Consider the following 21,330-nt stretch of genomic DNA (forward strand, 5'->3'; position numbering starts at 1 on the left):
TTTGCCTCAAATGTCCGTATCAGAAAATAAACGCAAGCCCGGAACTGGTTCCGGCAACCGATTGTTTCACATGGGCGGCAAGCGTCCCGCCGCCCGTCCCGAACAGCAGGCGGACAAATCCGTTCGACCTCGAAAAGCGCCTTCTGCGGCGGGGGGGGCGGGTGCCGATCGGCCCCAGCGAATCATCCTGCCGTTCGAGAACCGCAGGCGGAGGGGCGATGCGGGCGACTGGGTGTACAGGCACCGGGTGGGGCTGCTGGTCACGGTGGTGCTCTATCTGATCGCTGCCATTCTTTTCGTCTCTTACAAGATTGTGGTGCTCGAGAATCCCACGACGACGATGTATGTGGATTTGGTGAATCCGGAAGAGCCGGAATTGCCGAAGCCGGAGGAGATCAAACCGAAACCGGTCGAGGAGATCGATCCGGGGCATTACGAACGGGTGATGAACCGGATGTCGGATCAGAATGCCAAGATGGATCCTTCGCTGAAGGATGACCGGGGTACGCAGGCGGACAAACTGCTGGCGGAGGCGGAACGGGTGCAGCGGGAGCTGGCGGAGGGCCGGCAGGCGTTCCGTTCGGGGATGGACGAGATCGCGGAGATGTCGAAACGCCACAAAATGCCGCAATCGACCTCTTCTCCTGCCAAGAGCAGTTCTTCGCAGCGGCAGACGGTGAAGGTGCAGGGGAATGTGACGGTGTCGTACGATCTGGCGGGGCGGCAGGCGACGTATCTGCATGTCCCGGCTTATCAGTGCCGCGAGGGGGGAACGGTGGTGGTGGGCATTCTGGTGGACCGGAATGGTGTGGTGAAGAGTGCGACGGTCGAAAAGGCTTCGCCGGGTGAGTGTATCGCGGATCGGGCGGTGAAGGCGGCGATGGCTTCTTCTTTCAATGCGGATGCGGGGGCGCCTGACCGACAGCGGGGTACAATCACTTATGTCTTCGTCGCTCAATAATGTCGTTCGTTTATTCTGTACCTTAATTGGAGGCAACCGTACCTTTTCTGAAGAAAAGGTACCCAAAAGACTTTCAGATAGCTACGCTACTCCTTAGGCTCCGCAGTCCTCTTGCATTGCATTTTCTTTGGGTCGAGGCAATAGACCGCTCTATTACTCCTCAGTTCGACCTCGCGCCCACCCCCCGAGCGGCTTCGCCGCTGGGCGCAGAGGTCGGCGGTTCTGCGAACCGCAATATTAAGAGCGGTCTATTGCTCCCGGCCCAAGAGAATCGAAGACAAGGGTACCCGGCAGGCTCAAGAGATGCGTTAGCATCTCAGAAAGTTTTTCTGGTTCTCTTTGTTCACAACCGACGCTGCCAGGTGCCGCTCGGCACTCGAACCGGGCCGCCTCTACCCTGAGAGCGGCGAGGAGGAACCGAGCAACGTTCCGAGGGCAGAGGCCGCTGGCGGACTATGCCGAGGTAGCGCGAGGAAGCCGGAGGCAAAACGAGCGTAGCGAAGTTAAAGAGAACAGTTCCCGCAAACATAGGGCAGAGAATAACCGAACGGTTAATTAAGAGATACTATGTATATAGTGAATACCTCTTTTATGGTTGAAGTTGCCGTGCACGCACAGTGGTACGATTTTTTCGTTCGTAAGTTCATTCCCTACCTGCGCGAAGCCGGTTTCGGAAGCAACGATACGGAAAGACAGAGGCGCATCATTTTCACCCGCGTGCTGACCGACAACGGCGACCCCCATTACACCTATTCCCTGCAAATCGAAGTGCCAGACACCGGCGAATACCAACGTTTCATGCAAGACATGATGAGCGAATACTCGACAATCGCCCGTCCCCTGTTCGGAGACCAAGTCCTGCACTTCACCTCATTGCTCAAGAAGATCGACATTTGAACCCTTTTACCCAGCTACCCCCCGATTTTATGAAAAAAAACGAACAGATCGCAATCACCTTACTGGCCGTCCTGCTGCAGACAACTACCGCCTTGGCACAGCATAAAAGCGAGATTCCGGTGCTGACCGGCGAAAAATGGTGGGGAGCATTCACCGCCTTAGGCAATATGATGCCCCTGTCCGAAAAAAACACGGGACCCTACTCGCTCGGCAGCAACAACGAACAGAACCAAGCTGTTCCGTTTCTGGTTTCCAACTACGGACGATACATCTGGAGCGAAACGCCATTCGACTTTACATTCGACGGAGCGAAAATCTCGATCGACTCGCCGACCGGCGGAGTTCAAGTCGTGAAAGCCGGGAAAAACCTGCGCGAAGCCTTTATCCTCGGCAAAAACGCCCATTTCAAAAGCGACGGCCAGCTTCCGCCGGCACTCTTCTTCAGCCGGCCGCAGTACAACACATGGATCGAGCTGCAATACGACCAAAACCAGGCCGACATCGAGAAATATGCCGCCGACCTGCTCGCCAACGGCTTTCCCGCCGGAATTCTGATGGTGGACGACAACTGGCAGCGCTACTACGGGAACTTCGACTTCAAAGCCGAACGTTTTCCCGATCCGAAAGGGATGATCGACCGGCTGCACGGCAAAGGATTCAAAGTGATGCTCTGGATCTCGCCTTTCGTCAGCCCCGACAGCCCGGAATTCCGCGAAGCGCAAGCCGCCGGGTACCTCATCCGGCAGAAAGGCTCGGATAAAGCCGCATTGATTCCGTGGTGGAACGGATTCAGCGCCTGCTACGACCTGACCAACCCGAAAGCCTTCGACCACCTGCGCCAGACCTTAAAACGATTGCAGGACGAATACGGTGTGGACGGATTCAAGTTCGACGCCGGAGACACCTACTTCTATAATCCTCAGACCCAGGACTATTACGACACGACAGCGCGGGCGGTGGATCACCTCCGGAAATGGGCCGAGCTGGGGACACATTTCCCGTACAACGAATACCGGGCTTGCTGGGGGATGCAAGGCTATCCGCTGGTGCAGCGGCTCTCGGACAAAAACAACTCGTGGGATGCCCTCCGAACGCTGATCCCGGAGATGCTCAATGCGGGGATCATGGGGTATCCGTACACCTGCCCGGATATGGTGGGGGGCGGACAAGTGGCCGATTTTTCGGCCGAAGCGCAGGAACAGTTGGATCAAGACCTGATCGTCCGGTCGGCACAGCTGCAGGCCATGATGCCGATGATGCAGTTCTCGGTGGCGCCGTGGCGGGTGCTGGACAAAGAACATCTGGGTTATTGCCTCGCAGCGGCCAGACTGCATGAGAAAATGGCACCATATATCCTCGAAACAGCACGACAGGCGGCCTTGACCGGCGAACCCATCGTGCGTTATATGGAATATATGTACCCGAAAAACGGTTTTTCGGACTGCCGCGATCAATATATGCTGGGGGCGAAATACCTGGTGGCTCCGATCCTGACGCCGGACGGAAAGCGGACGGTACGGCTGCCGCGCGGTGTGTGGGTGGACGACTTAGGACAGCGGTTCAAAGGGCCGTTGGTGATCGAAGTGTCGGCTCCGACAGGGCGCATTCCTTATTACGAACTGAAACGGTAGGCTTTTTCCCGAACCTGCCGGTATATGACAAAAAGGGGCGTGTGACAAAATGTCATACGCCCCTTTTTTGGCAAGGAGTTTGTACTGATCCGGAAACGTAAACCGAACCCGAAAATATAAAAATCATTCATATCATGACGACTAACAACTTGACGATTAAAGCCCAGGAGCTGCTCCAGCAGGCGGTGAACCTCGCCGTAGCCGGAGGGCAGCAGGCCGTCGAGCCGGCCCATATCCTGAGCGCTATACTGCGGGAAGAGGACTCCATCGGCGTCTACCTGCTGAACAAGGTGGGGGTCAACATGGCAGCCTTGCGGACATCGGTCGACCACAGCCTTTCCCGATTGCCGAAAGTGCAGGGCGGCGAACCCTACCTTTCGCCGGAGAGCAGCCAAGTGATGCAAAAGGCCATGCAGGCCACTGCCCAATTCGGGGACAAATACGTCACGCCGGAACATATCCTGTTGGGGTTGGTCGAAGTCGGCCGGCTGCTCAAAGACGCGGGCGTCACCGAAAAAGAGCTCGTGGCGGCGATCAAAGAGCTGCGCAAAGGGGCTGCGGTCGACAGCCAGACCAGCGAACAGCAGTTCGATTCGTTGGGGAAATACGCCATCAACCTGATCGAACAGGTGCGCAAGGGGCGGCTCGACCCGGTGATCGGGCGCGACGACGAGATCCGGCGCGTCCTCCAGATCCTGACCCGGCGCACCAAGAACAACCCGATCCTCGTCGGGGAGCCGGGGGTGGGGAAGACCGCCATTGCCGAGGGGCTGGCCCACCGGATCGTGGACGGCGACGTGCCGGAAAACCTGAAAGACAAACAGCTCTTTTCGCTCGACATGGGGGCCTTGATCGCCGGGGCGAAGTACAAAGGCGAGTTTGAAGAGCGGCTGAAAGGGGTGGTCAAGGAGGTGATCGACTCCGACGGGCAGATCATCCTCTTCATCGACGAGATTCACACGCTGGTCGGCGCCGGCGGAGGCGAGGGGGCGATGGATGCGGCCAATATCCTGAAGCCGGCATTGGCGCGGGGCGAGTTGCGGGCGATCGGGGCGACGACGCTGGACGAGTACCAGAAGTATTTTGAAAAGGATAAGGCCCTCGAACGGCGGTTCCAGAAAGTGATGGTGGATGAGCCGAGCGTGCCGGACGCGATTTCGATCCTGCGGGGGCTGAAAGAGCGGTACGAAAACCACCACAAAGTGCGGATCAAGGACGAGGCGATCATCGCTTCGGTCGAACTGTCGCACCGGTATATCACCTCGCGGTTCCTGCCCGACAAGGCGATCGACCTGATCGACGAAGCGGCGGCCAAGCTGCGTACCGAGATGAATTCGGTGCCGGAAGAGATCGACGAACTGGATCGCCGGGTGCGCCAGTTGGAGATCGAGCGGGAGGCGATCCGCCGCGAAAACGACGACAAGAAGGTCGAAGAACTGACCCGGCAGCTCGAGGAGCTCAATGCCCAGCGCAATGCGCTGCGGGCGAAATGGCAGGGCGAACGCGACATCATCGAGGGGATTCAGAAGGAGAAGGAGGCGATCGACCGGTTCAAGTCGGAGGCGGTCGATGCAGAGCGCCGGGGTGACTACGGTCGGGTGGCGGAGCTGCGCTACGGCAAGATTCAGGAGGCGGAGCGGGAGATCGAACGGTTGCAGGCGCAGTTGGGCGAGAACCAGAACGACAATCCGATGATCAAGGAGGAGGTCGATGCAGAGGATATTGCAGGGGTGGTTTCTCGGTGGACGGGGATTCCGGTGAGCCGGATGCTGGCCAGCGAACGCGAAAAACTGCTTTTCATGGAGGACGAGCTGCATAAGCGGGTGATCGGTCAGGACGAGGCGATCCGGGCGATTTCGGATGCGGTGCGGCGGTCGCGGGCGGGGCTGCAGGACCCGCACAAGCCGATCGGGTCGTTCATCTTCCTCGGTACCACGGGGGTGGGGAAAACCGAGTTGGCGAAGGCGTTGGCGGAGTTCCTGTTCAACGATGCGGCCCTGATGACGCGGATCGACATGAGCGAATACCAGGAGCGGCACAGTGTGTCGCGGCTGATCGGGGCGCCTCCGGGATACGTGGGTTACGACGAGGGGGGGCAGCTGACCGAGGCGGTGCGGCGGAAGCCTTATTCGGTGGTCTTGCTCGACGAGATCGAAAAGGCGCATCCGGATGTCTTCAACATCCTGCTGCAGGTGCTGGATGATGGCCGGCTGACGGACAACAAGGGGCGGACGGTCGATTTCCGCAACACGATCATCATCATGACGTCGAACATCGGTTCGCATTTGATCAACGAGCGGTTCGACGGCTTGAACGACAAGGAGATGGCGCAGGATAAGCGAGATGGAATTATCGAATCGACGAAGAATGAATTGATGGATTTGCTGAAGCAGACGATCCGTCCGGAGTTCCTGAACCGGATCGACGAGATCATCATGTTCCTGCCGCTGACGCTGGCCGATGTAAGGCAGATCGTGACTTTGCAGATCGATGCGCTGGCGCGGATGCTGGCGCAGAGCGGCATCGAGCTGTCGGTGAGCGACCGGGCGGTGGAATGGCTGGCGCAGGATGGGTTCGACCCGCAGTTCGGGGCGCGGCCGATCAAGCGGTCGCTGCAGCGGAATTTGGTGAACGAGTTGTCGAAACAGATCCTGAGTGGCCGGGTGAACAAGGAAAAACCGGTCGTGGTGGATGCTTCGGACCTGGGTCTGACGTTCTCCAACTGATCCCGCCTGAACCGTAGGTTTATTTAGCATTGCGCCGTGCGGGACTGTCGCTTTCTTGAAAGAAAGGCCCCATCGGGGCTTGCCGGGCTGTAATTACCCGACTCCGCAGTCCTCTTGCATTGCGTTTTCTTTGGGCCGGAGCAATAGACCGCTCTTTATATTGCGATCCTTTGGAATCGCCGACCTCCGCGGTGCCGCCGGGCACTCCGACCGGGAGTTTGCTCAGCCTTAGGGATGGGCGCGAGGTCGAACACGCAGAACTTTTACCCTACAATTTTTAAAATAACTTTCACACGGGCTTCCCCCGGGGTGGCTCTGGCCTGACAGAGAGAGTATGTGAAAAGCAAAGCCCTGTGTTGAGCCGAAATGGGGTCGCAAAGAACATTCTTTTTTGCGAAACATCAGATCAAGGGCTGATTAAAGAAGAGAGGGGTGTCGTAAAGACACCCCTCTCTTGTTGTGAAAATGAAATTGTGGCTATTCTGCTTTCGCTTTCTCGGTTACCGGTTTTGTAAACATGATTTCATAAGACCGCTGGTCGGGTTTCATCATGGCCCCGGTCGCAGCATCTATTCCCCATCCTAAAATCTCAAGCAGGTTGATTACGGAAACGGCGTTGAAATTTTTGTAAATGGTAAAACGTACGGGTTCATATCCCGGAGCTTCCGCCTTTACTTCCGTATCGGTGAATCCCCGTTTGATTTTTGTCGTGTACGGGAAAGAGGCGACCTCGTGCCTTTTACCGTCGATGGTCAGTGTCGCCGACTCCGTCGGGACGTTGGCGTCGAAAGTCACTTTTGCACGGGAACCGCAAAAGACCGTAGCACATGAAGTGAACGCCGTACCCGTTGCTGCGGCAAGCAGCATGATGCTGAATTTGTTCATGATTTTGTTCATGATCGTGTGGTGATTTAGTTAAACGTTTTATTATTGCATTGACAGGAATGCCATGTTGCCGGGGACAGCGCATCATCCAATAAAAAAAGACGTAGAGCTATCGCCATACGTCATCAAGGCTCACCACAAGCCCACCTGCCTAAACGGGATAACCCTACGTCAAAACGCAGTTGTCCCAATCAGGCAGGAATTTGCTCGCGTTCGTTCTTAGGTGGTGATTCTGATGACGATTGAGCAATTTATGTCCGGAATCCACAGCGGAAATCCGATGATCCAAAGGTAAGTTTTTTTCGATATTCCGGCAAAAGATAGGTTTTGAAAAAGGGAGGAACGCAATGAAATTTGCAGGTATGGTTTGCAGAACCCTATAATATTGCATATATTTGCAGCGTTGCGGATGTGTGTTCGTAGCCGGAGGGTTTTCGGAACGGGGGTGATTGACCTCCGTTTTCTGTTTTAAAGCGTATGGATTATACAGATTTGGTGCGGGATGCGGTTTATTCGGTCGTCGAAGGCATTTCGATGCAAGGGGATAGTGCCGCGCTTTCGCCTTGGGCGGAAAAAGGATTTTTTGTGGTGGAACTCTCTTGCAAAGGAAGTGCTGCGGGGGTCGATGAGATCGAAGTCTCGGTGGATTGCGACGGGATATTGGATGACGGACGGTTGCGGGGCGTGGGGATCGACGACTGCGCTTTGTTGAACCGGGAGATTGCCGAAAGGTTGCGGCGTGTATTGCCGAAGACAGAGGGGGAAGGGGGAGAAGAGGAGGCCGATTTTTCCCTGTCGGTGATGTCGGCGGGATTAGGACGGCCGATCAAAAAGGGGCGGCAGTACCGGAAACTCATGCAGAATGCCGGCTTGCACGGCGATGGGTTGCCGAGGGTGGACGTACTTTTCCGGGACGGGCGGAAATTGGCGGGAATTGTGCTTTGCGGGGTCGGCTATGACAATGCCGGGACGGAGGAAGATGCGCCGGCGGCCATCGAAGTGATGTACGAAGTCAAAGAATTGCTCCCGGGGAAGAAACGCAAAACACCCGTCGAACGGCGCGAACGGATCGCGCTGGCGGATACCAAGGCGGTGACCGAACATTTCGAGTTCAAGTAATCGGAATCTAAAACAAAACAACATACTAAATGCTCCCGACAGTCAAACGGGGGAGTTTGCAGAAAAGAGCGATGGAAACAATAAACCTGATCAACACTTTCGCCGAGTTCAAGGAACTGAAGAATATCGACCGCGCCACGATGGTGAGCGTGCTGGAGGACGTCTTCCGCAATATGCTGGTCAAGACCTACGGGTCGGACGAAAACTTCGATATTATCATCAACACCGAGAGCGGCGACTTCGAGATATGGCGGAACCGACTGGTGATGGAAGACGGCGATGTGCTGGACGAGAATACCCAGATCAGCTTGAGCGACGCCAAGAAGATAGACCCGACGTATGAAGTGGGGGAAGAGGTGGCCACGGAAGTCAAGTTTTCCGATTTCGGGCGGCGGAGCGTGCTGGCTATCCGACAGAATCTGGCCTCGCGGATTTCGGACCTCGAAAAAGCGAATCTCTTTCAGAAATACACCGAACGGGTGGGGGAAATCATTACCGGGGAGGTCTATCAGGTTTGGAAACGCGAGATTCTGGTGCTGGATGATGAAGACAACGAACTGCTGCTGCCGAAAGCGGAGCAGATTCCGAGCGACTTTTTCCGGAAAGGGGATACCATTCGCGCTATCGTGTCGAAAGTCGAGATGATCAATAACAGTCCGAAAATCATTCTGTCGCGGACGGCGCCGGAGTTCCTCGAACGGCTGTTCGAGCTGGAAGTGCCGGAGATTTTCGACGGGCTGATAACGATTAAGAAGATCGTGCGCATTCCGGGCGAGCGGGCGAAGGTGGCGGTGGAATCTTACGACGAACGGATCGACCCGGTGGGGGCATGCGTGGGGGTCAAGGGGTCGAGGATTTACGGGATCGTGAAAGAGCTGCGGAACGAGAATATCGACGTGGTGAACTATACCTCGAATCCGAGCTTGATGATCCAGCGGGCATTGAATCCGGCGAAAGTCCTGTCTATTGACATCAACGAGGAGACCAAGACGGCCGAAGTGCACCTCAAACCGAGCGAAATCTCGCTGGCCATCGGGAAGGGGGGGCTCAATATCCGGTTGGCCAGTATGCTGACGGGATACGACATCGACGTCTATCGCGAAACGGGCGAGGAAGACGAGGAAGACGTGGATCTGAGCGAATTTACGGACGAAATCGAACCGTGGATCATCGACCAGTTCAAGAAAATCGGACTGGATACGGCCAAACGGGTGCTGGCGCAGAGCGCGGACGACTTAGCCAAACGAACCGACCTGGAGATGGAGACCATCCAGGAAGTGCTTCGGATTCTGCGAAGCGAATTTGAATAGGACATACGCACGTCCTTTGCGGCGGAAACAATCGATCCTTAAGGCGGCCGGGCCGACAAGCCGGCGAAACGTAACAAAGAGGTAAGACAGACGATACATGGCAGAGAAACAGACAAAAGTCAGATTGAGCGGCGTTGCACGCGAGTACAACGTCGGTCAGGGAACCATTGTGGAGTTCCTGGAGAAGAAAGGCATCAAGGTGGAGCACGGGCCGAGCACGATCCTCGACCCGCGGGCGGTGGAACTCGTGCGGGCGGAGTTCGGGGGGAAAAGTGTGGAGAAAGTCAATATCCGGGAGAAGATCAAACCGGTGAAAGAAAGCGTTTCGCTGCATGATAACGGTACGGCCCAAGGGGCGGGCAAATCGTCGGGGAAAGCCGACGACGAGGTGATCCATGTCAAAACCAACGCAGTATTCTCCACTCCGGTCGAGACATTGAGCGGGCCGAAAGTGGTGGGGAAACTCGACCTGGACGGGGGGAAGAAGAAGGCGGTTGCTACTTCAGCTGCCTCTACTACTGTTGCCTCTGCTATCTCTACTGCTGCTGCCGCGGTTGCGGGGGCGGCGGATAAAACGGAGGCCGGAAAACCGGCGGGGCAACAGCCGCAGAAAACGGAGATCAAGAAACCGGCTGCGGGGCAAACCCATGCGGAAACTCAGCCGAAAAGCGAAGCGAAGACCGAAGCGAAACCGGAGGCGAAGAGTGAGCGGAAACCGGAACCGACATCGAAACCCGAACCGAATACGCATAAAGAACCGGAAGTATTTCGGGCCAATGACGACGCCAATCGGCTGGCCGGGCCGAAGATCGTGGGGAAGATCGAACTGCCGACATCCTATGAACGGGGTCGGGGAGGCGAACGCGGCAAACGCAACCGGATCAAGAAAGGGAAAGTCGATGTGGCCAATACGCCGGGAGCTTCGCGTCCGGCCGGCGGTCATGGCGGATCGGGCAATGGAGGCGGGAGCAGCCGCGGCGGGGCCAATAACAATGGCGGCCGTTTCGGCGGCAATAATGGCGGGCGCGGCGGAAACAATAACCGCGGCGGAAGTAACCGCGGGCCGAAGCCGGTCGTAAGGCAGGAGGTGAGCGAAGAAGATGTGCAGAAACAGATCAAAGAAACGCTGGCCCGGCTGACCTCGAAAGGGAAAGGAAGCAAGAGCGCGAAATACCGGCGGGACAAACGGGAGGCGATTCATGGGCGGATGGCCGAGGAGATGGAGCAGCAGGAACGCGAAAAGTCGATTCTCAAAGTGACGGAATTCGTGACGGTGAGCGAATTGGCCACGATGATGGACGTACCGGTGACGGAAGTCATTACCGCTTGCATGAACCTCGGGCTGATGGTGTCGATCAACCAGCGGCTGGATGCCGAGGCATTGGTGATTGTGGCCGAAGAGTTCGGGTACAAAGTGGAATTTGTGACCGTGGACATTCAGGAGGCGATCGAAGTCGAGGAGGATCGGCCGGAAGACTTGTTGCCGCGGCCGCCGATCGTGACGGTCATGGGACACGTCGACCACGGGAAGACATCGCTGCTCGACTTTATCCGGAACACCAACGTCATCGAGGGCGAAGCAGGGGGGATTACGCAGCATATCGGGGCGTACAGCGTGAAGATGGAGGACGGGCGGCGGATCACCTTCCTCGACACGCCGGGGCATGAAGCGTTCACCGCCATGCGTGCGCGGGGGGCGAAGATAACGGACGTGGCGATCATCATTATTGCCGCGGACGACAATGTCATGCCGCAGACGGTCGAAGCGATCAACCATGCGCAGGCGGCAGGGGTGCCGATCGTCTTCGCGATCAACAAGATCGACAAACCGGGGGCCAATCCGGAAAAAATCAAGGAAGAACTGGCCAACATGAACTACCTGGTCGAGGAGTGGGGCGGGAAATACCAGTCGCAGGATATTGCGGCCAAGAAAGGGATCAACGTCGACAAACTGCTCGAAAAGGTTCTGTTGGAGGCGGAAATATTGGACCTGAAAGCCAATCCGAACAAACATGCCTCGGGGACGGTGGTCGAATCGTCGCTCGACAAGGGGCGGGGATATGTGGCGACCGTTTTGGTAAGCGCCGGGACGCTTCGGGTGGGGGATGTGATGCTGTCGGGAACTTACTCGGGCAGGGTCAAGGCGATGTTCAACGAGCGGGGGCAGAAAGTGCAGGAGGCGGGGCCGTCGACACCGGTCTTGGTATTGGGGCTCAATGGGGCGCCGCAGGCAGGGGACAAATTCAACGTGATGGAAGACGACAAGTCGGCCCGCGAAATTGCCAACAAACGGGAACAGCTGCAACGGATGCAGGGCTTGAGGACGCAGAAACACATTACGCTCGACGAAATCGGACGGCGCATCGCGGTGGGGAACTTCAAGGAGCTGAATGTGATTATCAAAGGGGACGTGGACGGCTCGATCGAGGCGCTGACGGACTCCTTGGTGAAACTTTCGACGGAAGAGGTGCAGGTGAACGTGATTCACAAGGCGGTGGGGCCGATCTCGGAGAGCGACGTGCTGCTGGCGGCGGCATCCAATGCGGTGATTGTGGGGTTCCAGGTGCGGCCGTCGGCGTCGGCGCGGAAATTGGCCGAGAAGGAAGAGATCGAAATACGGCTCTACTCCATTATTTACGACGCCATCAACGAGATCAAGGATGCGATCGAAGGGATGCTGGCGCCGGAGACCAAAGAAGAGATCACCTGCTCGGTGGAAGTGATGGAAGTCTTCAAGATTACACGGGTGGGGACGGTGGCCGGATGCTTGGTGCGCGAGGGGAAAATCACGCGGAATACGCTCGTGCGGGTGATTCGGGACGGGATCGTGGTCTATACCGGGAAATTAGGATCGCTCAGGCGGTTTAAGGACGACGTCAAGGAGGTCGGGCCGAATATGGAATGCGGCTTGAATATCGAAAACTACAATGATATTAAGGTAGGGGATATTGTCGAGGGATACGAGCAGGTGGAAGTGGCGAGGAAATTGGGGTAGTCTCGGGTGAGGCTTGCCGGTCTTTTTCGGCATCTGTTCGATATACGACGGACTTGGGTGTTTCGAGGCGGGATTTCCGATGGGGAATCCCGCCTTTTTCATCACCTTTTTCAGGCCAGAGGACGCGATTCCTTGAGCGTTCGGCTCCGGGCCGGGGAGCTACGCGAACCGAGGCATGCAAACCGAAGCTGCGGGCCGACCGTTGAGGCGGCCCGATCGCCCAATCCGAAAAAGAGGCCGGGCCCGCCCTCGAATGATGATCCGGCCTGAGAACAAAGAACGGAATAAAGTTTGTATTTTCGCATATCGAAAAGATCATACCACATTATCGCATACCTACTATGGATAACAGACCTGTCAGAGTCCGATTCGCCCCCAGTCCGACGGGGCCGCTGCATATGGGCGGGGTACGTACCGCCTTGTACAACTACCTTTTCGCCCGCCAGCACGGCGGGACATTCCTGCTGCGCATCGAAGACACCGACTCGCACCGGTTCGTGCCGGGAGCCGAAGCGTACATCATCGAGTCGCTGAAATGGTGCGGCATCGAGATCGACGAAGGGGTGAGCGTCGGAGGGCCGCACGCTCCGTACCGGCAGAGCGAACGGCGCGAGATTTACCTCCGGTATGCCGAACAGCTCGTCGGCGAAGGGTGGGCGTACTATGCGTTCGACACGCCGCAGGAGTTGGACGCCATTCGGAAAGAGTACGAATCACGGGGCGAGACTTTTGCCTACAACTATGCCGTGCGGAACCGGTTGGCGACATCGCTCGCCTTGCCGGAGGCGGAAGTGCGGACGCGGATCGCGCGGGGCGACCAATGGACGATCCGGTTCCGGATGCCCGAAAACGAAACGATCGAGATGGACGACATGATCCGGGGACATGTCACGGTGAACAGCTCGACCTTAGACGACAAGGTGCTCTATAAATCGGCGGACGGGCTGCCGACTTATCACCTGGCGAACATTGTGGACGATTATCTGATGGAGATCACCCATGTGATCCGGGGGGAAGAGTGGCTGCCGTCGCTGCCGCTGCACGTGATGCTTTATCGGGCGTTCGGGTGGACGGATCGGATGCCGCGGTTCGCCCACCTGCCGCTGCTGCTCAAGCCGACGGGCGGAGGCAAACTCAGCAAGCGGGACGGGGACAAACTCGGGTTTCCGGTTTTCCCGTTGCAATGGAAACCGCAGGACGGCGGCGACGGAGCGAGGGGATACCGCGAGGACGGGTATTTCCCGGAAGCGTTCGTCAATCTGCTGGCCCTGTTGGGATGGAACCCGGGGAACGACCATTCGGAAATCCTGTCGATGACCGAACTCATCGACCTCTTCTCGCTCGAACGGGTGAGCAAGTCGGGGGCGCGGTTCGATCCGGAAAAGGCGCGGTGGTTCAACGCGCAGTACCTGCACCGGAAGTCGGATGCGGAGTTGGCGGCGCTGTTCCTGCCGGTGCTGGCGGAGCATGGATACGGGGATACCCCTGTGTCGAAAGTGGAGCGGATCATGGGGTTGGTGAAGGAGCGGGCGGTCTTTATCGGGGACTTGTGGCCGCTGGCCGCCTATTTCTTTGAAGCGCCGCAGAGCTACGATCCGAAAGCGATGGCCAAGTTCTGGAAAGACGACAATCCGGAACACCTGCAAAACCTGAGGCGGCAATTGGAGGTGGTCGAAGAGTTCACGGCGCCGGACTTGGAGGCCAAGGCACACGCGTGGATCGAGGAGCAAGGGCTGCCGATGGGCAAGATTATGAATACGCTGCGCCTGGCTTTGGTGGGAAGCAGTACGGGAGCCAACCTGTTCGACATTGCGGAGGTCATCGGACGCGAAGAATTTCTGCGGCGGATTGAACGGGCGCACGAAATATTGGGCTGATAGACAACGGTTCCGGCGGATAAAGGGAGGGTCGGGCATAAAAGTGCCCGACCCTCCCCACATAATCAATTTACAACCGGTTCAACACCTTTTCGCAAATATCCGCGCAACACTCCCGGATCTGTTCTTCCGTGATGGTCAGCGGCGGCGAGATGCGGAACGCCGTGTCGCAGAACAGGAACCAGTCCGACAGATAGCCCGCCTTGCCCAACAGCTCCATCGCTCGGAACAGCCGTTCCGACGCCCCCAATTCCACCGCCAACAGCAAGCCGCTCCGCCGGATTTCGACCACCGCCGGGTGATCTTTCAGCAACTCCTCGAACAGCCGTCCTTTCGCCTCCGCCTGCCGCGCGAGATCGTGCTCCCGAATATACTCCAACGCAGCCAGTCCCGCCGCACAGCAGACCGGATGGCCGCCGAACGTTGTGATATGCCCCAACGGAGGATCGCTCCGGAATCCGGCCATGATTTCGTTCGACGATACGAACGCCCCGAGCGGCATTCCCCCGCCCAACGCCTTCGCTAAGCAAAGAATGTCCGGTGTTACGCCGTATTTGAACAGCGCGAACATCTCGCCGCTGCGCCCGAAACCGGTCTGAATCTCGTCGAAAATCAACAGTGCCCCCACCGCCGAACATCGCGCCCGCAGCGCCTCCAAAAATCCCGCCGCCGGCGGCCGCACCCCACCCTCGCCCTGCACCGGTTCGACCAGCACGCACGCTGTCCGCTCCGTAATCTGTGCCAAATCCTCGAAACAGTTGTACCGCAGCTTCCGCGTATCCGGCAGCAGCGGCCGGTATGCCCCCACGAACGCCTCCCCGCCCATCACGCTCATCGCCCCGTGGGTCGAGCCGTGGTAAGCGTTGAGGAACGAGACGATCTCCGTCCGGTGGGTATACCGTTTCGCGAGCTTCAACGCCCCCTCGACCGCCTCCGCACCCGAATTGACGAAATAGACGCTTTCCAACGGTGCCGGCAGCAGTTCGGCAATGGTTGTCGCATATTTCACCTGCGGCCGTTCGACCATCTCGCCGTAGACCATGATGTGCATGTAGTCCCTCGCCTGCGCGCACACGGCCTCGACCACTGCCGGATTCCCGTGGCCGACGTTGCTCACCGATACGCCTGACACCAGATCGACATACTGCCGTCCCTCCGGTGTATAGAAATAGATTCCCTCGGCCCGTGCCACTTCGATCATCAACGGTGCGTCCGAAGTCTGTCCCACGTGGCGCAGAAATTGTTTGCGTAGTATTTCCATCCTGCAAAATTTAAACCTTCGCTTTTTTGTGAACTGTGTTTGGCTACTGGATGGAACCGTACCTTTTCTGAAGAAAAGGTACCCAAAAGACTTTCAGATAGCTGCGCTACTCCTTAGGCTCCGCAGTCCTCTTTCTTTGCATTGGGTTCGGGGCGCGGGAATTGGGCCGTATATTGAGGCTCACCTAATCGGCCCGATTCCCCGCACCCCGACAAATCGAGAACAAGGGTATCCGGCAGGCTTAAGAGATGCGAAGCATCTCAGAAAGTTTTTCTGGTTCTCTTTGTTCACAAAGAGAACAGTTCACTCCTGTTGCTAAAACACAGTTACAAAAAAGCGAACGATTAATACAGTAAAATAAACAGGCCTTTGCCCCCCTCGACCGTCAGCGATTGGGAGAGGTCGAGCGGCGCCGCCGATTGCAAAGTCTCCACCTCCGGCAGCGCCGCCTGCACCGGCACGAATCCCAGCCGATCCGCATCGATCGTCAGGCGGAACGATTGCGGTTCGTTCGTCCAGTTCGCCACCGCCAGCAGCGCCTTTTCCCCCGGCAGTTTGTAGGTCGTGGCCAGCACATTCGCATTGTCGGTCGTCGCCGGCGCGGCCGGATCCCACCATCCGGACATCACGGCCCGCTGCATCCCCACCGCGTCCCACAACTTCCACAACGGCACCGGATTCCCGCTCCACGGCAGCCGCGGCGCCATGCCGTAGACCATTCCCCGCCAGACATTCTGCGCATCCAGCGTCTCGCTCATCAGACCGAACGGAATCCCCGACATCTCGACTAACCAGAAATCCGGCGTGTTGTCCGCCCCGAACCCCTCGCCGAGCCACGTCCGATCCACATACGGCAGCAAGTCGAGGTACATGTGCAGCGAATTGGCATACCCCGCCCACTCGTTCATGTGGTTCCACGAGTGAATGTCGATCTGCCGCCGCACCCCGTCCCCGTCCAGCAGCCGCCGCGCCCGCTTGAGCGTCTCGCGGTCCAGCGCACTGTCGTCGATGTAGATACCCCGCAGTCCGTAATTCCGAATCATCCACTGCAGCCCCTCGAGGTAGTAGTTGTTCCACCGCGAGTCGGGCGTGGTGATGACCGAAATATCCATCTCGCCTCGATATTTCCCTTCGCGGAACGCATTGAACCACGCCGGGATGAAATGATCCCCCAAGTTTTCCGACAGCCAACGGTTCGGCCCATCGGGATGAATCAGCGTCCGGGTATCCTTGCCCGGCCCGTCGTGGATCACCTCGTCGCCCAAGCTCCGCAAAGCCCACAGCTCCGGCACCTTGACCGTCAGTTCGCGCGTCGTATAGTAAGCCCTCATCCCGATCCCCGCTGCCGCCGCGCTGTCGGCGAATGCCCGGAAATCGGCCGCGCACTCGTCGAAGTACGGGTAGTTGATGTACGGATAGATCTCCTTTTTGTGGTGGATGTTGATGAAGTTGGCCCCCGCCTCCCGCGCTGCCGGAATGTAACGTTCGCTGAGGTCGCTGTTCGAGTGGTAGAACCGTTCCGTCACATGGTGCTCCATGTCGAGCGGTTTGACCGGCGTCACTGACATTTCGAGGCCGAAATCGAGCGTCTCGCCCCGGCGGATCGTCCGCGGCCCGCAGTAAGCCGTTACCACGACGCAGCTGTCGCCGCTCTCCGCCACCCGCACGCCCCCGCGGCCGCCGTTGCCCCACGAGCCGGGCATACGGAGCCGCCCCAGCGCATAGTAGATATTGACTAACGGCCGCCGGTAGTTCGACGGGTCTTTGAATTTCAGGTTGAGCCCCGCATTGACATTTCCCATCCACAACGCATCCTGATGCCGGGTGGTGTCCCACACGAACGCCGGTGCGTCCGGCTGCCGGAAACCGCCCTTGCGCCCCAGCCCCATCGCATACCGCGCTGCATAAGCCGTATACGGCACCTCCAAACGTATGTCCTTGACTTCCATGTCTTTTTTGGAAGTCACGCGCATGTCTAATTCGCCGAATCCGTCGAACTCCATTGTCCCCTCTACTTCGATCTGCAGCTCACCCAAGCGGCCCGCTGCCCTCCACCCGGCCCGTCCGTCGGAGAGCCGTTTCAACTCGGTGCGCCGCGCGGCAAATGTCTCGACTTGCCCGTCCGCCGTCTCGACTATGAAACGCATCGGAGCTGCCAGCACCGGGTTGGAGACCGTCGAATCGAGCCGGTTCCGGGTGTCGTACCGCGTCGCGATCGTCGCCGGCAATCCATTGTCCCCCAGTACGATCCGGCCGCCCAACCAATCGATGGCGTTACCCTCGACCGCAATCGGCACATACGGTGCCGTCGGGACCTCCCCCACGCCGATCTGCGAGTCGAGCCACCGAAGCCGCGCCAAGCGCCACCCCTCGTCCGTCCCACCGTTCGACACCGGTGTCCCTTCGATTTTCAAAGTGATCGGAATCTCCATCGCCGGCATTCCCTCCGGACGAACCGTCACCCGCCCCGCATAGGTTCCGACAGGTATGTCGTCGGGCACTGCGACGCCGCACCACAAGCTCTGCACCCTCCCCATCGGAATATCGACCCGTTTCGCGAACTGCCGTCCCCGCAGATCGATGCCGCCGAGGTTGAAGCAGCGGATCGAGTCGGCCGGAATGCGTCCCCGTCCGTTCGTCGCTTTCAAGGCGGAAAATTGCAGGGTGATGTTCCGAAGCGGAAATAGCGGTGCATAGAGCGCCACCTGCCACGTATAAAACTCACCCGGGGCTGCCGTCCCCCGAAAATCGGCCCGTTCCGCCGCCGGGCGCCGCACCCACCGCACGGGCAGCGAGTCGGCCCGCTGCACCGCGTGGCTGCGGTCTTCGGTAAAGCAGAAATAGCCTTGTCGAGGCAGGCTGTTCATCAAGGTTTCGAGCTGGGCCGCCGTAGCTGCCTCCCGCATCGGCGAGTGCTCTCCCTGCACGGCACCGCGGCGTTTCAGGTCGTCGAAAGCGTTGGTGATGTTGTCCTGCGCTGCCGCCGGAGGCAGCGCCCCGCCGCACAGCCAAAGGGCGGCCAAAGAAATAAAGAAAGATTTCATCGGTATGGTTTGGTGTTAGTTGTTTTGTTTCGGCAATGATCGAATCACACGGAGAAGCCGCCCCGCACCAGTATCCGCCGGTAGTCGCGCACCGAGTGGCACAGCCAGCGGTAGAGCAGCCGTTCCCGGTCGTCCGGTTCCAACTGCCATGCCACGCCGCTTTCCGGTTCGCGGATGCGTTCGGTGAGCCGTTGGGCCGCGATCGCCGCCGAAACCGAGATGTTGAGGCTTTCGGCGAACCCCACCATCGGTATCGAGATGACCGCATCGGCTTCCGCCGCCAGCTCTGCCGAGATTCCCGTTTTTTCCGTTCCCATAAAGAGGGCGAACGGCCCCGCCGCTATATCGAAGTCCGACGGGGTGAAGTTCGTGCGCGGCCCGCCGGAGGCAGATTCCACCCGCGGCGGGGCCGTTACCGCGATCCGGTAGCCCCGCCCCCGCAAATGGCCGACCAACGAAAGGGTGTCGTTCCACTTCCGAATGTCCAACCACTGATCCGTCCCCCGGACGATATGCTTGTTCGGCGCGAACCGCACGGTGTGTTCCACGGCGTGCAGCTCCTGGATCCCGAACGCCTCGGCGCTGCGGATCACCGCGCTGGCGTTGTGCGGATAATAAATATCCTCGAGGCACATGACCATATACCGCGTGCGCAGACCGAGCCGCCGCGTCAAGCTCTCGTACCGTTCCGGCAGCACGAAGCCGCGCAGGTATTCGACTTTCCGCTGCAGAAGCTCCGGCATGTCGGTCGCCTCGTCCGGTACGGCCCGCAACACCGGCCGGATGTCCCCTGTGTGCAGCGAGGCGTTCAGGTCGCGCAGCTGCTGTTTGGTCGGCATGCGGTTCTCCTCGAAGTAGTTATTTCCGGTATTTCCCGTCTTTGTCGTCATCTTCCAGCATTTTCAGGTAACTTACATACCGGCTCCCGGCGATTTCGCCTGCGGCGACAGCTGCCGTCACCGCGCAGTTCGGCTCGTGGGTATGCGTGCAGTTGTAGTATTGGCAATGCGGGGCCAAGCGGAACAGGTCGGGAAAATACCGCGCCAGCTCGTCCGGCGCGATGTCCACCAACCCGAAGCCTTTGATCCCCGGGGTGTCGATCAGCATCCCGCCTCCCGTGAGCGGAAAAATCTCGGAAAAAGTCGTCGTGTGTTTCCCCTTGTGGTGGTAGTCCGAGATGGCTCCCGTTTTCAAGTCTAATCCCGGTTCGATGGCGTTGATCAGGGTCGATTTGCCCACGCCCGAGTTACCCGTAAAGAGCGAAGTCTTGTTCTGCATCCGCGCGCGCAGTTCGTCGATGCCCATTCCGGTTTTCGCCGAAATTTCGAGCACCTCATACCCCGCGTTCCGATAGGTGCCGGCCAGTTCGTCGATGATCTCCCGGAATTCCGGCCCGGCGAACAAGTCCATTTTGTTCAGCAGGATAACGGAGGGAATATGGTATGCCTCGGCCGTAACCAGGAAACGGTCGATGAATTCGGTGCTGGTGGGCGGCCGGTCGAGCGTTGCCACTAAATAGGCCGTGTCGATGTTGGCCGCGATGATGTGCGATTCTTTGGAGAGGTTCGAGGCGCGCCGGATGATGTAGTTGGTGCGGGGCAGGATTTCGGTGATGACGTTGTCGCCTTCGTCGGCGCCGATCTCGGCTTTGACGCGATCTCCCACCGTCACGGGATTGGTCGTCCGGCTGCCGCGCAGGCGGAACACGCCCCGGATGCGGCACCGCGACCGCTGCCCCGTGGCCGGGTCGAAGACGGTGTACCAGCTGCCGGTGCTTTTGACGACGATTCCTTCGATTTGCGCTGCCTGTCCTGCCATGCGGGCAAAGTTACTAATTTCTGCGAATCGCCGGGCCGGGGATTTTTTGTGTCTTGGAGCATCGTCCATGTCCCCGAAACGACATATCTCTGTTCCCACACTTTGTCAGTCCCTGTTCGGCCTGCTGCTCGTGGGCTGGCCCGTGCTCGACACCGCAACCACAGGAACTGTGCACCGCTGTACATCGGACTCGGGAGCGGCGACAATCGCCTGTGCGAATGCTTTTGAGCCGACTATGTTGTCCGGTAACGATAAAATGTGGCGTATCGCTTGTAAATAGTTTATTGAAAAGGTTGTAATTTCTTGAATTATAGCTACCTTTACAACATTACAAAAAAACTGTTAGCAATGAAAAAACTGATTTTCGCGTCATTAGTTTTTATCGCACTGTTGACAACCGCATCATGCCGCGATGACAATAATGACGAACCTCTGCCCGTAGGTGATGAATGGATTGATCCGATATTTGCTCAAGTCCTTCAGGAGCGCGGATATATAACCGATGCTAAGACTGTCACTCCCATTGATGTCGCCGACCTTGAATCTATCGATGTGTCAGGAACTTATGAAAATAGGGGACTGATAACTTCTGTAAGAGGTCTCGAGCAGTTCAAATCACTTAAAGAATTCTGGTGCTACTACAATCAGTTGACCACTCTCGATGTTTCCCACAACACTCAATTGACACACCTGGGGTGCTACGAAAATCAGTTGACGGCTCTCGATGTCTCCCACAACACTCAACTGACAGACCTGAGGTGCGGTGCCAATCAGTTGACCACTCTCGATGTTTCCCACAACACTCA

Annotated in this window: 13 protein-coding genes and 1 pseudogene; 9 read left to right on the forward strand and 5 right to left on the reverse strand. The window is 58.0% G+C overall.

The annotated features are described in order from the left end of the window. Positions 1-70 precede the first annotated feature (70 nt). The 4 genes from Q0Z93_RS01410 to clpB all read left to right on the forward strand — a co-directional run bounded on the left by Q0Z93_RS01410 (position 71) and on the right by clpB (position 6,215). Entirely contained in the window at positions 71-961 is an 891-nt protein-coding gene (locus Q0Z93_RS01410; RefSeq protein ID WP_298061838.1) for an energy transducer TonB, read from the forward strand. Between the two features lie 567 nt (positions 962-1,528). Beyond that, entirely contained in the window at positions 1,529-1,858 is a 330-nt protein-coding gene (locus Q0Z93_RS01415) for a DUF4286 family protein (protein WP_298061840.1), read from the forward strand. Between the two features lie 29 nt (positions 1,859-1,887). Then, complete coding sequence (locus tag Q0Z93_RS01420; protein WP_298061842.1) at positions 1,888-3,489, forward strand: glycoside hydrolase family 31 protein; 1,602 nt, start codon at positions 1,888-1,890, stop codon at positions 3,487-3,489. Between the two features lie 134 nt (positions 3,490-3,623). Beyond that, on the forward strand, positions 3,624-6,215 hold the full coding sequence (gene clpB / locus Q0Z93_RS01425) for an ATP-dependent chaperone ClpB (protein WP_298061844.1): 2,592 nt from the start codon (positions 3,624-3,626) through the stop codon (positions 6,213-6,215). Between the two features lie 477 nt (positions 6,216-6,692). Here clpB and Q0Z93_RS01430 read toward each other — a convergent pair whose 3' ends face one another. Beyond that, complete coding sequence (locus Q0Z93_RS01430; protein WP_298061847.1) at positions 6,693-7,112, reverse strand: hypothetical protein; 420 nt, start codon at positions 7,110-7,112, stop codon at positions 6,693-6,695. Between the two features lie 465 nt (positions 7,113-7,577). Between Q0Z93_RS01430 and Q0Z93_RS01435 the strand changes: the two genes are divergently transcribed. From Q0Z93_RS01435 to gltX, 4 genes are all read left to right on the forward strand, one after another. After that, positions 7,578-8,219 carry a hypothetical protein gene (locus tag Q0Z93_RS01435; RefSeq protein WP_298061849.1) on the forward strand — a complete coding sequence of 214 codons (642 nt, stop codon included), beginning with the start codon at positions 7,578-7,580 and terminating at the stop codon, positions 8,217-8,219. Positions 8,220-8,290: 71 nt separating this feature from the next. Continuing rightward, positions 8,291-9,529: a transcription termination factor NusA gene (gene nusA, locus Q0Z93_RS01440; RefSeq protein WP_298061851.1), complete on the forward strand. Its 1,239-nt coding sequence runs from the start codon at positions 8,291-8,293 to the stop codon at positions 9,527-9,529. Between the two features lie 97 nt (positions 9,530-9,626). Next, the gene (gene infB / locus Q0Z93_RS01445; RefSeq protein ID WP_298061854.1) at positions 9,627-12,524 is read left to right on the forward strand and encodes a translation initiation factor IF-2; all 2,898 of its coding nucleotides are present in this window, start codon (positions 9,627-9,629) and stop codon (positions 12,522-12,524) included. Between the two features lie 341 nt (positions 12,525-12,865). After that, positions 12,866-14,401 (forward strand): glutamate--tRNA ligase, encoded by a 1,536-nt coding sequence (gene gltX, locus Q0Z93_RS01450; protein ID WP_298061856.1) that lies wholly within the window; start codon positions 12,866-12,868, stop codon positions 14,399-14,401. A 70-nt stretch (positions 14,402-14,471) separates the two neighbouring features. On the opposite strand, the gene Q0Z93_RS01455 is transcribed toward gltX, so the two are convergent. The 4 genes from Q0Z93_RS01455 to rsgA form a co-directional block, all read right to left on the reverse strand. Continuing rightward, entirely contained in the window at positions 14,472-15,662 is a 1,191-nt protein-coding gene (locus Q0Z93_RS01455; protein ID WP_298061858.1) for an aspartate aminotransferase family protein, read from the reverse strand. A 344-nt stretch (positions 15,663-16,006) separates the two neighbouring features. Next, positions 16,007-18,706, reverse strand: a complete 2,700-nt coding sequence (locus Q0Z93_RS01460; protein ID WP_298061860.1) for a glycoside hydrolase domain-containing protein — start codon at positions 18,704-18,706, stop codon at positions 16,007-16,009. Positions 18,707-18,750: 44 nt separating this feature from the next. Beyond that, positions 18,751-19,596, reverse strand: coding sequence for an RNA methyltransferase (locus Q0Z93_RS01465; RefSeq protein ID WP_298061862.1), 846 nt, complete (start codon positions 19,594-19,596; stop codon positions 18,751-18,753). After that, entirely contained in the window at positions 19,565-20,524 is a 960-nt protein-coding gene (gene rsgA / locus Q0Z93_RS01470) for a ribosome small subunit-dependent GTPase A (protein ID WP_298061864.1), read from the reverse strand. Before rsgA ends, Q0Z93_RS01465 begins: the two co-directional genes overlap by 32 nt. A gap of 348 nt (positions 20,525-20,872) precedes the next feature. On the opposite strand from rsgA, the pseudogene Q0Z93_RS01475 reads away from it, so the two are divergent. Continuing rightward, positions 20,873-21,330, forward strand: a pseudogene (locus tag Q0Z93_RS01475) (hypothetical protein); the annotation flags it as partial.

The organism is uncultured Rikenella sp., assembly GCF_947628055.1.
GTDB lineage: Bacteria > Bacteroidota > Bacteroidia > Bacteroidales > Rikenellaceae > Rikenella.

Bases quoted from the DNA above. Each gene is read 5' to 3' on its own strand.
- Q0Z93_RS01410 (WP_298061838.1), top strand. From the start codon at position 71: ATGGGCGGCAAGCGTCCCGCCGCCCGTCCCGAACAGCAGGCGGACAAA.
- Q0Z93_RS01415 (WP_298061840.1), top strand. From the start codon at position 1,529: ATGTATATAGTGAATACCTCTTTTATGGTTGAAGTTGCCGTGCACGCA.
- Q0Z93_RS01420 (WP_298061842.1), top strand. From the start codon at position 1,888: ATGAAAAAAAACGAACAGATCGCAATCACCTTACTGGCCGTCCTGCTG.
- clpB (WP_298061844.1), top strand. From the start codon at position 3,624: ATGACGACTAACAACTTGACGATTAAAGCCCAGGAGCTGCTCCAGCAG.
- Q0Z93_RS01430 (WP_298061847.1), bottom strand. From the start codon at position 7,112: ATGAACAAAATCATGAACAAATTCAGCATCATGCTGCTTGCCGCAGCA.
- Q0Z93_RS01435 (WP_298061849.1), top strand. From the start codon at position 7,578: ATGGATTATACAGATTTGGTGCGGGATGCGGTTTATTCGGTCGTCGAA.
- nusA (WP_298061851.1), top strand. From the start codon at position 8,291: ATGGAAACAATAAACCTGATCAACACTTTCGCCGAGTTCAAGGAACTG.
- infB (WP_298061854.1), top strand. From the start codon at position 9,627: ATGGCAGAGAAACAGACAAAAGTCAGATTGAGCGGCGTTGCACGCGAG.
- gltX (WP_298061856.1), top strand. From the start codon at position 12,866: ATGGATAACAGACCTGTCAGAGTCCGATTCGCCCCCAGTCCGACGGGG.
- Q0Z93_RS01455 (WP_298061858.1), bottom strand. From the start codon at position 15,662: ATGGAAATACTACGCAAACAATTTCTGCGCCACGTGGGACAGACTTCG.
- Q0Z93_RS01460 (WP_298061860.1), bottom strand. From the start codon at position 18,706: ATGAAATCTTTCTTTATTTCTTTGGCCGCCCTTTGGCTGTGCGGCGGG.
- Q0Z93_RS01465 (WP_298061862.1), bottom strand. From the start codon at position 19,596: ATGACGACAAAGACGGGAAATACCGGAAATAACTACTTCGAGGAGAAC.
- rsgA (WP_298061864.1), bottom strand. From the start codon at position 20,524: ATGGCAGGACAGGCAGCGCAAATCGAAGGAATCGTCGTCAAAAGCACC.